This is a genomic window from Marinobacter alkalisoli (assembly GCF_045449795.1).
GTDB lineage: Bacteria > Pseudomonadota > Gammaproteobacteria > Pseudomonadales > Oleiphilaceae > Marinobacter.
Genome location: NZ_JBJJLB010000016.1, coordinates 12,681 through 25,321 on the forward strand (window position 1 = coordinate 12,681; position 12,641 = coordinate 25,321).

The 12,641-nt window shown below is 59.3% G+C and carries 10 protein-coding genes; 4 read left to right on the top strand and 6 right to left on the bottom strand.

Features of this window, described 5'->3' with window-relative positions; translation table 11 throughout:
* Nucleotides 1-133 precede the first annotated feature (133 nt).
* The 4 genes from ACJO3M_RS04690 to ACJO3M_RS04705 form a co-directional block, all read right to left on the bottom strand.
* Nucleotides 134-1,378 carry an FAD-dependent oxidoreductase gene (locus ACJO3M_RS04690; RefSeq protein ID WP_407000127.1) on the bottom strand — a complete coding sequence of 415 codons (1,245 nt, stop codon included), beginning with the start codon at nt 1,376-1,378 and terminating at the stop codon, nt 134-136.
* A gap of 160 nt (nt 1,379-1,538) precedes the next feature.
* On the bottom strand, nt 1,539-2,570 hold the full coding sequence (locus ACJO3M_RS04695; RefSeq protein ID WP_407000129.1) for a type I asparaginase: 1,032 nt from the start codon (nt 2,568-2,570) through the stop codon (nt 1,539-1,541).
* Nucleotides 2,567-3,970: an aspartate ammonia-lyase gene (locus ACJO3M_RS04700; protein WP_407000131.1), complete on the bottom strand. Its 1,404-nt coding sequence runs from the start codon at nt 3,968-3,970 to the stop codon at nt 2,567-2,569. Before ACJO3M_RS04700 ends, ACJO3M_RS04695 begins: the two co-directional genes overlap by 4 nt.
* Nucleotides 3,948-5,423 (bottom strand): alanine/glycine:cation symporter family protein, encoded by a 1,476-nt coding sequence (locus ACJO3M_RS04705; protein ID WP_407000133.1) that lies wholly within the window; start codon nt 5,421-5,423, stop codon nt 3,948-3,950. The genes ACJO3M_RS04700 and ACJO3M_RS04705 overlap by 23 nt, the downstream gene beginning before the upstream one ends.
* 11 nt (nt 5,424-5,434) lie before the next feature.
* Between ACJO3M_RS04705 and ACJO3M_RS04710 the strand changes: the two genes are divergently transcribed.
* Together ACJO3M_RS04710 and ACJO3M_RS04715 are read left to right on the top strand one after the other, a co-directional pair.
* Nucleotides 5,435-6,415: a helix-turn-helix domain-containing protein gene (locus tag ACJO3M_RS04710; protein WP_407000135.1), complete on the top strand. Its 981-nt coding sequence runs from the start codon at nt 5,435-5,437 to the stop codon at nt 6,413-6,415.
* Nucleotides 6,416-6,446: 31 nt separating this feature from the next.
* Complete coding sequence (locus ACJO3M_RS04715) at nt 6,447-7,052, top strand: GNAT family N-acetyltransferase (protein WP_407000137.1); 606 nt, start codon at nt 6,447-6,449, stop codon at nt 7,050-7,052.
* An 89-nt stretch (nt 7,053-7,141) separates the two neighbouring features.
* Here ACJO3M_RS04715 and pyk read toward each other — a convergent pair whose 3' ends face one another.
* Both pyk and gap read right to left on the bottom strand, forming a co-directional pair.
* The gene (gene pyk / locus ACJO3M_RS04720; protein WP_407000139.1) at nt 7,142-8,590 is read right to left on the bottom strand and encodes a pyruvate kinase; all 1,449 of its coding nucleotides are present in this window, start codon (nt 8,588-8,590) and stop codon (nt 7,142-7,144) included.
* A gap of 68 nt (nt 8,591-8,658) precedes the next feature.
* Nucleotides 8,659-9,663, bottom strand: coding sequence for a type I glyceraldehyde-3-phosphate dehydrogenase (gene gap / locus ACJO3M_RS04725; protein ID WP_407000141.1), 1,005 nt, complete (start codon nt 9,661-9,663; stop codon nt 8,659-8,661).
* A gap of 169 nt (nt 9,664-9,832) precedes the next feature.
* On the opposite strand from gap, the gene edd reads away from it, so the two are divergent.
* Nucleotides 9,833-11,653: a phosphogluconate dehydratase gene (gene edd, locus ACJO3M_RS04730; protein WP_407000143.1), complete on the top strand. Its 1,821-nt coding sequence runs from the start codon at nt 9,833-9,835 to the stop codon at nt 11,651-11,653.
* On the top strand, nt 11,650-12,615 hold the full coding sequence (locus ACJO3M_RS04735) for a glucokinase (RefSeq protein ID WP_407000145.1): 966 nt from the start codon (nt 11,650-11,652) through the stop codon (nt 12,613-12,615). Before edd ends, ACJO3M_RS04735 begins: the two co-directional genes overlap by 4 nt.
* Nucleotides 12,616-12,641: the final 26 nt, after the last annotated feature.

Below are 12,641 nucleotides of genomic sequence, written 5' to 3' on the forward strand. Positions count from 1 at the left end.
TCGCTGTTTATAACCAGACTATATCAGGCGGACCAGGGCGGGGCGACACGCCCTGATTAGATGTTCCGGAGCTCGAGCCAGCTATCTGGACGCTCCCTGGGCGAAGCCGGGAGCTGAGTCATCCGTTCGATGTTTATGCGGACGGAGGCTGATTGATGGCGTCCACCACGGCATTGGCTGAGCGCACGGCGGATTCCAGCAGCGGCACGCCTTCGTAGGCCCAGGAACCGCAGAAGAAGACTTTTCGGCCGGGCCTGCGGTGCCACTGGCCGAGGGCCTCGTGAACGCGCGCTGTGCCACGGTGGACGACGGCGCGCTCCAGCGCTACCCGGGCCAGCACCGTGTCCGGGTCCGGTTCGAACAGCGGGTTCCAGGTCTGGAACACGGGCGCGCTGCCGGTGAGCGTGGGTTCCACTTCATTGACCCAGACGGTGAACATGGGTTTTTCCAGCGCCTCGTCCATCTGGAAATTCAGCGCGGTCCAGTCCTCTTTTTTCGAGGGCATGAAGCGTGGGTCCTGATGGACCCAGAGCTCGCCCGCGTCGAACCCGATGTTTTCCAGCACTTTCCGTTCGTCACCAAACTGTGTGTCATCCAGAAAACTCAGCTGATTAGCCTGGGTAGCGACGATCACCCGGTCAAACACGCCACCGTCCCCCCGCTGGTTGTAGACCTTCACCCCCAGGTCGCTGACTTCGACCTGTGCAACGGGGCTGCCGGAGTACAGAGGCAGGTCTACGGCCAAGCCTTCGACCAACGCCGCGGTGCCACCCTCCAGGCGATAGAGCTCCGAGCCGAAGAGAATGCCGTGGAGTGACGAGAGCAGTTGCGCTGCTGGCCAGTTCAGCAGGTGTTTTTCTTCACAGGTGCAGATAGTGGAGAGTATGGGAAGCACCAGTCCGCGCCAGAATAACGGGTCGAAGTTTTGGTGCTTAAGGACTTCGCCGAGAGTGACGTCGGTTTTATCCCGCGCCAGCTTCTGAGTCAGGCGACTCAGTTGCCAGATGCCTTTAGCCATTCGCAGTGCGCGGGTGTTCAGATAGCGCCAGGAACCGAGACAGGGCCAGCCGAGTATCGGAATCTCCCCGCTGCGAAACCAGGTGTGACCGTTGGTCCAACTGCAAGAGGTGTGTACGCCTACTTCGAAGGTGCCCACGCCCACTTCTTTGGCGAGCTGAAGTACGCTGGGCCAGGCGTCCGGGCTCATCACGCGTAGGGGCACATCCACCAGGCCGCCATCCACCGTGAGGGCGTGGGCGTCCATGCCATGACCGTTGCTGGCTTCGAATACGGTGACATCGTGGCCGGCGCGACGCGCCCGATAGGCTGCCGCCAAGCCTGCCATGCCGCTGCCAATCACTGCTATGGAATAGGTCATCCTGATCTCTTGTCTGACATGCGTTTGATAACTCTGGCGGTTGTCGCGATAGGGCGGGAATGTTATCACGCGATCATTTCAATCTGCACTGATACATGCTTGTGAGAGGGCGTTCCGGAAAGCGGACCACAATGGCGTCGTGGGGATCGACGCCCGTGGCTTAGTCTAACGGCAAAGCGGGTTCGGAACGATGGGGCGGCTTCCCACTATCGCCACACAATGGCTGCATCAGGCCATTCCTGAGTTCCTGCCCCTTATGACCTGTGGCCAACAGGTAGTGCAACTTGGCGAAGGCCGCCTCTGGTGTCAGATCCGAGCCGGGGATAACGCCGATCCTGTCCAGTGCCGCGCCGGTTGCGTAGGCGTTCTGGGACACCTTGCCTTGCAAGCATTGGGTGATGTTCAGGATGGTGATTCCCTGATTGACGCCATGTTCCAGGGCCTGGATCAGCGCGGGGTTGGCGTCGGGCGGGTTGCCGGCACCGTAGCTGTGGATGATCAGGCCCTTGAGCCCCGGTAGTCCCAATGTTGCCTGAACGAGGGCAGCGGGAATGCCAGGGTAGAGGGTGAGTGCGGCCACGGCACGGTTGTCAAATTCCGGTATCAGGAAGTCCGGATGGTCTGAAGGCAGCCGCATTTCGTCGCGGAGACTGATATCGATACCTGCCTCACCAAGCCAGGGGGCGTTGGGGGAGTCGAACGCATCGAGTCCGTTGGTGCTGACTTTTCGTGCCCGGTTGCCACGGAGCAGTCGGTTGCGGAAGCAGATGCAGACTTCCTGGAGTTGTGGCATGGCCGCCATCGCCAGGGCGGTGGTTACATTATCCAGGGCGTCGCTCCGTTCCTGGTCCAGGGGAATCTGGGCACCGGTCAGGATCACGGGTTTGTCGCAGCCGCGAAGCATGTAGGAGAGGGCCGAGGCGGTATAAGCCATGGTGTCTGTACCGTGAAGCACCACAAAGCCGTCGTAGTTGTCCCAGTGGCGAACCAGCACCCGCGCGATACCGGTCCAATCCGATGGAGTGAGATTGGCGCTGTCGATCAGCCGGTCCAGCTCAATAACGTCAAGGCCGGGCAGGTCAAGGTACCTCTGCAGGCGGCCCCTGAAATCCGCGCTGGGTACGTACCCCTTACCGGAGGACACCATCCCGATGGTGCCTCCGGTATAGACCAACAGTAACTTGCGGTTCATGCGCTGTCCCCGACGGGAGCGAGCATTGAGCGGGGGCTGAGCAGGCGGTCCAGTTCCTCTGGTTGCAACAGCGACTCGGCCAGCACCAACTCACGCACGGTGGCGCCGGAATTCAGCGCCTGGCTGGCAATACGGGTGGCATTGGCGTAGCCAATCCGCGGCACCAGAGCGGTGATGATGCCGATGCTGTTGTCCAGGTGGCGCGCGCACTGTTCGACATTGGCGCGGATATCCTTGATGCAGCGCTCGTCGAGCATGGTGCAGGCGGATTCCAGCATTTTCATGGAGTTCAGCAGGTTGTAGACAATCAGCGGCTCCATGGCATTGAGCTGCAACTGGCCGGCCTCCGCTGCCATGGTGACGGCCAGGTCGCTGGCGATCACCTGGTAGGCGGTCTGGTTGACGGCTTCCGGGATCACGGGATTGACCTTGCCGGGCATAATGGAAGAGCCCGGCTGCCGTGCTGGCAGCATGATTTCGCCGAGCCCGGTTCTTGGCCCGCTGGACAGCAGCCGAAGGTCGTTGCACATTTTGCCGAGCTTGACGGCAAAGCGCTTGAGTATCCCCGAGAACAGCACGAAGGCACCCATGTCGGAGGAGGCTTCCACCAGATTGCTGGCGGACACCACCGGTTTGCCGGAGATCTCCGCCAGGTAGCGCACCGCCAGGGCCTGGTAGCGGGGCGGGGTGTTGATGCCGGTACCAATGGCGGTACCGCCCAGGTTCACCTCACACAGCAACAGGCTGGCTTCGTGCAGGCGGTCGATATCCTCGCCCAGGTTGACGGCAAAGGCCTCGAACTCCTGTCCCAGGGTCATGGGCACGGCGTCCTGCAACTGGGTGCGTCCCATTTTCACCACGTCGGCGAATTCGCGGCCTTTTGCCTCCAGGCGTTCCTTCAGTTGAATGATGGCCCGCTCCAGAGGGGCGGCAGCGAACTGGACCGCGAGGCACACCGCTGTCGGATACGCATCGTTGGTAGACTGGGAGCGGTTAACGTCATCGTTGGGATGCAGGTGCTGATAGTCCCCGAGACTATGGCCCAGCTTGGTCAGTGCCAGGTTGGCGATCACTTCGTTGGCGTTCATGTTGGTGGAGGTGCCGGCTCCACCCTGGATCAGGTCCACCACGAACTGGTCGTGCAACTGGCCTGCGACGATGTCGTCGCAGGCCTCCACGATGGCTTCCGCCTTGTGGGGGGCGAGTACCCCCAGGTCCCGGTTGGCCAGCGCGGCGGCCTTCTTGACCATTGCCAGAGCGCGGACAAAATCCGGGAAGTGGCTTATGGGCACGCCGGTGATGGCGAAGTTGTCCAGGGCGCGCTGGGTCTGGATGCCGTACCAGGCGTCTGCGGGCACTGCCAGGTCGCCCAGGAGATCATGTTCGAGACGGGTGTTCATTGGTAGCTATTTCCTGCGAGGTGATACGTTCAAGATCTTCGGGCTCGATGGTCCAGGCGGCGGCGTCCACGTTCATATCCTTGAAGCGGGCGGCGTCGAACACCGGTTGTTCAATGCCGGCGGCGATCTGCTGGTCAAAATCCTCCAGCACGCGCAGGCCGGGTTTGAACAGGCACAACAGGGCGATCAGGTTGACCAGGGCAAGCAGCCCCATAGTGACATCGGCAAATCCAAAGACAGTGCCCAGGTCGGTGGTGGCGCCCCAACATACCAGGCCGATGACGGCGACCCGGAAGATGTTGAAGAATTTCAGGTTGGCGGAACTGAAGAAGCTGATGCTGTTCTCGCCCAGGTAGTAGTTGTAGAGGATGGTGCTGAACCCGAACAGCAGCAGCGCGATACTCACAAAGCTGCGGCCCCAGTCGCCGACATGATCTGCCAGGGCAGACTGGGTCAGCGCTACGCCGCCCACATCGCCCATGCCCGCCGGCTCGTAGATGCCGCTGAGCAGGATAATGAAGGCGGTGGAGGAGCAGATGATCAGCGTGTCGATAAACACTGAGAACGACTGCACCACGCCCTGGTTGGCCGGGTGGGGCACATAGGCAACCGCTGCCACGTTGGGGGCACTGCCCAGGCCTGCCTCGTTGGAGAACAGCCCACGCTTGACGCCCATCATGATGGCTGCGCCAATGCCGCCGCCAACAACCGGCTCAAGCCCGAAAGCGCTGTTGACGATGAGCATGAATACATCGGGGATCTGCTCCAGGTTCAGGGCAAGCACGACCGTGGTAATCAGCAGGTAGCCGCCTGCCATGATCGGCACCAGAAATTCGGTCACACGGGCGATGCGTTTTACCCCGCCGAAGATGATCACACCGACCAGCACCGCGAGTGCAATGCCGGTCGCGACGACTGGCACCCCAAAGGCATCGTCCACGGAGGTGGCCACGGCGTAGGACTGCAGCGCGGTAAAGCCGAAACCGAAGGTCATCAGCAGCAACACCGAGTATACGCCCGCCAGCCATTTCCATTTCGGGCCCATGCCCCGGGCGATGTAGTGTGCCGGGCCGCCCCGGTAGGTGCCGTCGGCCTCTGCCTGTTTGTAGGTCTGGGCCAGGGAGCATTCGAGGAAACTGGTGGCCATACCCATCAGGCCAACGACCCACATCCAGAAAACCGCGCCGGGGCCGCCGAGGGTGATGGCGACCGCCACGCCTGCGATGTTACCCCCGCCGACGCGGCCGGCGACCGACAGTAACAGGGCCTGGAAAGAGCTGAGATGGCCGTGTTTGTCTCGCTGGAAAGCCTGGCTGGCGCTAAGGATGCGAAACATGCGGCCAAAGTAGCGGAACTGGACGAAGCGGGATGCAACGGTAAAGCCGATGCCAACGGCAACGAGCAGGGCAATCAGGACCTTGCCCCAAAGCAGGTCATTGAGTAACTCCAACATAGGGAACTCCGGTGGTTGTTTTTATCAGGAGGTTTTATTTAACCAGCCCGGGGCGACTGGTAGAATTCGTAGACTGGCGTCAACATGGTGCGATCTGGCGCACCATTAGCGCCAACACGCGTCAGCGCAGGCTGGCGCTTCCGGATGAGAGGGCGAACACGATGGATGATGGCGGCACGCATCAGGACCTGGCTCAGAACCTCAGGTTGCTGTGCAGCTACTACAAGTCGATTGCGGAGGTGTGCCGTCGTCTGGACATCAACCGCCCGCAATTTAACCGGTACCTCAGTGGTCAGCACAGGCCCTCGGCAAATATCCTGCGCCGCCTGTGTGACTTCTTTGGGGTTGATGAACAGGAAATCCTGCTGCCGCACTGGCAGTTCCAGCGGCTGGTGCGGGTAAGGCCCGTTCCCGAGAAGAAACGGCAGGGGAATGATGAAACCCTTCTCGAACACCTGGATCAGTTGGGTCAGGAGGGGCGCAACGATATAGATCGCTACCTCGGCTATTATTATGAGTACTATTTGTCGATGTCGACGCCGGGCAAGCTGCTGCAGAACCTGGTGTGCCTGGAACGTCGGGGCGACCAGGTGGTGTTCCAGCGTACCGAGCGGATGCGTCCCAGCAAGCACGAACCGTACTGTCACAACCAATATCAGGGGGTGGCCTACCTGCTGACGGACCGGTTGTTCCTGGTGGACTATGAAACCCTGAATCGCCACGAAATCACTCAGACCATCCTGTTTCCCAGCTTCCGCAACCGCTTAAGCCGGCTCACCGGGCTCAAGATCGGTGTGTCTGATAACAGCGAACGCATGCCCTGTTGCGCCCGGGTGCTCTATGAATACCTGGGGCCCAACGTGCGGGTGCGTAAGGCTCTCGCGAGCTGCGGCCTGCACGATTTACGGGAAGACGCCCTGGATCCCTCCATCCTGGAGGCCGTCCACAATGACATGGTGGCGGGGGAGTTCCTGTTTCGCGCCCGGCATTGATCGGAAATGTACCCAATAAAAGGAATTTGAAATGATGGATGAAAACCGATGGCTTCGGGATGTCGTGCTGGAATCTGACACGGTCAAGCTGGCTCCACTGCACAGGAACCACGCTGACGCACTGGTGGAAGCGGCGTCAGACGGTCAGCTTTGGAGGCTGTGGTTTACCGGTGTGCCCGGACGCGACACCATTCACAGCTACATTGAAAAAGCGTTGTCTGAAAAGGAAGCGGGTAGGGCGTTACCGTTCGTCGTCATCGACAAAGCATCCAACAAGGTCATTGGCTCAACACGTTTTTGCAATGCGGATAGCCAGAACAATCGCGTCGAGATTGGTTACACCTGGTACGCCAAAAGCTATCAGCGGTCCCCGGTCAATACGGAGTGCAAGCTGCTGTTAATGGGCCATGCTTTTGAGGATCTGAATGCCATAGCTGTGGAGTTCCGTACCCATTGGCATAATCTGGAGTCCAGGGCTGCGATTGCGAGATTAGGTGCGAAACAGGATGGGGTTTTACGTAACCATCAAAGAATGCCGGATGGTGGCTACCGTGACACGGTCGTATTTTCCATCATCAACCTCGAGTGGCCGGTTGTGAAAAAAAGCCTGATGCACAAGCTGGATTCATACCGTTAACAGCAGTGGTTAGCGTGAATCTCAGTGAGGTATTTGGTGCTGGGCGCCAGGGAGTGCTCGCACTCCCTGGCGCCCCCGGGACAGAATAATCAGCGAATATCCTGCCCAACCCGAACAATCTTCATGGTGTTGGTTCCACCCTGGGCGTTCACGTAATCGCCCTTGGTCATCACCACCAGGTCGCCTTCCTTGACCACATTCCGGCTGATCAGCTCGGAGATCGCCAGCGCGTTGGTGCGTTCGTTGGGGATCTTGGCTGAGTCGAACGGAACGGTCTGAACGCCCCGGAACAACGCAACCCGGTGCTGGGTGGAGTGGTGACGGGAAAAGGCGAAAATCGGCAGGCTCGATTTGATGCGGGACATCAGTCGTGGCGTGGCGCCGGTTTCCGTCATACAGATGATCGCTGACACACCATCCAGGTGGTTGGCTGCGTACATGGCGGACAGCGCAATGGCTTCGTCCACTTGCTCCATGCTCTCGTGAATCCGGTGCTTCGACTGGTGCATGGAGGGCTGCTTTTCAGCGCCGAGACAGATGCGCACCATGGCTTCCACTGCCTCTACCGGGTAGTCGCCTACGGCGGTCTCCGCGGACAGCATCACCGCATCGGTGTAGTCCATGACGGCGTTGGCCACGTCTGAAACCTCGGCCCGTGTGGGCATGGGGTTGGTAATCATCGACTCCATCATCTGGGTGGCGGTGATTACGGCGCGGTCCAGTACCCTGGCGCGGGAGATAATGTGTTTTTGTACACCCACGAGTTCGGCGTCGCCAATCTCTACCGCCAGGTCACCACGGGCAACCATCACGGCATCGGAGGCTTCAATCACCGCATCCAGGGCTTCCACGTCGTGGGCCAGTTCCGCGCGCTCGATCTTGGCGACCAGTCCCGCATCGGAACCGGCTTCCTTCAGTAGCCGGCGGGCGATGTGCATGTCTTCAGCAGTTCGAACGAAAGACACCGCCACGTAATCCGCGCCCAGGCGGGCCGCCGTCACGATGTCCTGTTTGTCCTTTTCTGTCAGCGCGTCGGCGGAGAGGCCGCCGCCACGCTTGTTCAGGCCCTTGTTGTTGGACAGGGGGCCGCCAATAAGGACTTTGGAGGTAATGCTGGTGGCGTCTACCGAGGTCACTTCCATCTCGATGCGGCCGTCATCCAGAACCAGGATGTCGCCAGGTTCCACGTCCTCAATGAGTTGCTCGTAATCGATACCCACACGCTCTTCGGTGCCGGCTTCTTTGTCCATTGCGGCGTCGAGGATAAACGTTTGGCCTGCCTTCAGGGTGACCTTGTTCTCTGTAAAGCGGGCGATACGCAGCTTGGGACCCTGAAGGTCCGCCAGAAGCGCCACGAAGCGATTCTGGCTGGCTGCCGTTTCACGGACGCGGCGAGCGCGATTAATGTGTTCTTCGGCGCTGCCGTGAGAGAAATTAAGCCGGGTTACGTCAACGCCCGCTTCAATAATGGCGGCGAGGGATTCCGGGGAGTCGGTTGCGGGGCCGAGGGTGGCGACGATCTTGGTACGCCTGAGCATGTTTGTTGTCCTTTGGTTGATGGGAGGCATTCCGAATAGGCTAGCGGATGTTCGCCAGCCGACCAACTTTACTGGCCGGCTTTGATCAGGGCGATGGCATTATCCAGCATTCTGTTCGAAAAACCCCACTCATTGTCGTACCAGGCCATGACTTTTACGTGACGGCCGAGTACCCGTGTGTGGTTGGCATCAAAAACACTGGAAAGCGCACTATGGTTGAAGTCCACGCTGACCAGTTTTTCGGTGTTGTAACCCAGAATCGGGCTATCCTGCGCTGCCACCCTGACCGCTTCATTGATTTCTTCAACGGAGGTTTCCCGGTTAGCAATGAAGCCGAAGTCGACCAGCGAAACGTTGATGGTGGGCACCCTGACCGCGAGCCCGTCCAGTTTTCCGTTAAGCTCGGGAATAACCTTGCCGATGGCAGCGGCCGCGCCGGTCTTGGTGGGGATCATCGACTGGGTTGCCGAGCGGGCCCGGTAAAGGTCGGAGTGGTATACATCGCTCAGTTTCTGGTCATTGGTGTAGGAGTGGATGGTGGTCATCAGACCGCTTTCGATACCGACAGCCTTGTGGAGCGCCTCTGCCACCGGTGCCAGGCAGTTGGTGGTGCAGGAGGCGTTGGAGATAATGTCGTGGCTTGCAGTCAGGCTGTCGTGGTTAACGCCGTAAACCACGGTGGCATCGGCATCGGGCGAGGGCGCCGAAATGATCACCTTGCGAGCGCCCGCCGTTAAATGTGCCTCGGCCTGGGAACGTTTGGTGAAGAGCCCGGTGCACTCGAGGACCACGTCAATATGGAAATCCTTCCATGGCAACTCTTCGGGGTTGCGGATGGCGGTAATAGCGATGCGATCACCGTTAACAGTCAGCGACTCTGCGTCATGGTTGACCACACCGTCAAAACGGCCATGAACGCTGTCATACTTGAGCAGGTGTGCGTTGGTTTCAGCGTCGCCCAGATCGTTGATGGCAACGACCTGAATCTGATCCCGGTAGTTGTTTTCATAAAGGGCGCGAAGGACATTGCGGCCTATGCGACCAAAACCGTTGATTGCGATGCGAATAGTCATTCTCTGACTCCTCTTGTGGTTATTTTTTGTTCGATTTCCGATTGTGATGTAGTAAATATAACAACAAAAAGAGAAGAAATGAACGATTAATGGATGAAATCATCCAATAAAGAAAGTAAAATTACGTCTAAAAGTGACGATATTAATAATATTTGCTACGGAGCCCACCATGCATCCGACCGTTGACAAGGTTACACAGAGAATCATTGAGCGCAGCCGTGCCAGCCGGCAGGACTATCTCAACCGCATGAACGAACTCAAGGCCCAGTCGCCGCACCGGAGCTCTCTCTCCTGCGGTAACCTGGCCCATGGTTTCGCCGCCTGCAGTCAGGGGGACAAAGACACCCTGAAGTTTATGAACAAGGCGAATGTGGCCATGGTTTCTGCCTACAACGATATGCTTTCGGCCCATCAGCCCTATGAAAAGTTCCCGGATGTGATTCGTGAAGCGGCCCGGGGTATGGGGTCGGTTGCCCAGGTTGCCGGCGGCACACCCGCTATGTGTGATGGGGTTACGCAGGGGCAGCCGGGTATGGAACTGAGCCTGTTTTCCCGGGATACCATCGCCATGAGTACAGCGGTGGCCCTGAGTCACAATATGTTTGATGCCACGGTGCTACTGGGTATTTGTGACAAGATTGTGCCGGGCCTGCTGATCGGATCCCTGAGCTTTGGCTACCTGCCGACCATTCTGGTGCCCGCCGGCCCGATGCCGTCAGGGCTCCCCAATAAGGAGAAGCAGCGGATTCGCCAGCTGTATGCGGAAGGCAAGGTGGGCAAGGACGAGTTGCTGGAGGCCGAGAGCAAGTCCTACCACAGCCCGGGCACCTGCACCTTCTACGGAACCGCCAACAGCAACCAGCTTTTGGTGGAAGTGATGGGGCTGCATTTGCCGGGCGCGGCCTTTGTTAATCCGAATACACCACTGCGTGACCGGCTCACCCGGGCCGCTACGGAGCAGGTCATTAAACTGTCCAAGCCCCACGGCGGCGAGCTTGGTCTGGGCGACATGGTTGACGAGAAGAGCATTGTAAATGCCCTCGTTGCACTGCTGGTGACCGGTGGCTCCACCAACCATACGATTCACTGGATCGCCATTGCACGGGCAGCGGGCATTATCATCGACTGGAACGATTACGCGGAGCTGTCTTCCGTTGTGCCATCGATGACCCGCATTTACCCCAACGGCCAGGAAGATGTAAACGCGTTCCACGAGGCTGGCGGCACGCCGTTCCTGATTCGCGAGCTGCTGGATGCCGGCTACCTCCACAACGACGTGGAAACGGTTGTAGGGCATGGCCTTGATCGCTATACCCAAATGCCGGACCTGGAAGGCGATCAACTGGTCTGGCAGCCAGCGCCCGAAAAAAGCCTGCTGCCTGATGTGCTCAGCTCCGCGGCGGAACCGTTTGCGCCGGATGGCGGGCTGAGGGTGCTGGACGGTAATCTGGGCCGGGGTGTGATCAAGGTGTCTGCCGTTGCGCGTGAGCATAGGATGGTGGAAGCGCCCGCAGTGGTATTCAACGATCAGAACGACCTGAAAGCAGCGTTTGAATCCGGCAGCCTCGACAAGGACTGCGTAGTGATTGTCCGCTTTCAGGGGCCCAAATCCAACGGCATGCCCGAGCTGCACAAGCTGACGCCATACCTGGGCGTGCTTCAGGACCGGGGGTTCAAGGTCGGCCTGGTGACCGACGGCCGCATGTCCGGCGCCTCTGGTAAAGTGCCTGCCGCCATTCACGTCTACCCCGAAGCGCTGGACGGCGGTCCGCTGGCCCGGGTCAGGGATGGCGATCTGGTCTGCCTGGACGCCGAAAGGGGCAGGCTGTCCATCGAAGTGGACCAAGAGGAATTTGCCGCCCGTGAACCTGTAAAAGCAGATCTTACTGGGTATCATCACGGCTACGGTCGGGAGCTGTTTGGCTGGATGCGTCGTGCGGCCAGCAACCCCGAGGAAGGCGCCAGCTTTTTCTGGAATCACGAGGCATGACGGCAACACATTACTCCCTGGTGGGCGATATCGGTGGCACCAATGCGCGCTTTGCACTGGTAGAGCGTGGCAGTTTCCAGCCCCGGGCTATCGAAGTCCTGGCCTGCGGTAATTACCGTAACCTCGACCATGCGGTGACTGATTATCTCGCCAGGGTTGGGGTTTCCGAGGTCGGAGAGGCCTGTCTTGCAGTGGCGTCCCCGGTGACGGGGACGCGGGTGCGAATGACCAACAATCACTGGTGTTTTGATACCGATGAGGTCCGCCAGCAGTTCCGATGGCGGACCTTCAAGGTAATCAATGATTTCACTGCCATGGCACTGGGCGTTCCTCACGTTCCGGAAGAACATCTTGTGCATGTCTGCGGCGGACCGGGCGACAGTCGCCGTGCAAGGCTGGTGATAGGGCCTGGAACCGGTCTTGGGGTATCCGGTCTGGTGCCAATCAACGAAGGTTGGGTGCCGCTGATGACCGAGGGTGGGCATGTGGACTTTGCGCCCACCGATGAAGACGAGATGAAAATCCTGCGTATTCTGAAAGCCCGTTTTGGCCGGGTGTCTGTGGAGCGAATACTTTGTGGGCAGGGGTTGCTGAATCTGTACCAGGCCCATGCTGAGATACAGGGCGTTCCCGCAGCATTGGATGCACCGGAAAAAGTCACAGCAGCGGCGCTGGAGGATAACGACGCACTGGCCCGCCATACTCTCCGCCATTTCTGTGAACTGCTGGGCAGGGTGGCCGGCAATGGGGTGCTGACCCTGGGTGGTACCGGGGGGGTGTATCTGTGTGGTGGTATTCTGCCCCGCTTCCTCGACTTCTTTCTGGAAAGTCCGTTCCGCAATGGCTTTGAGGATAAGGGGCGCATGCGACCATTGCTGGAAGCTACACCGGTGTTTGTAGTGACCGAGCCATACACCGGTCTGCTGGGCGCAGCGGAAGCACTGACAAATCCGGAGGTGTAAGCGGATAATTCCATGCCAGGATCGCG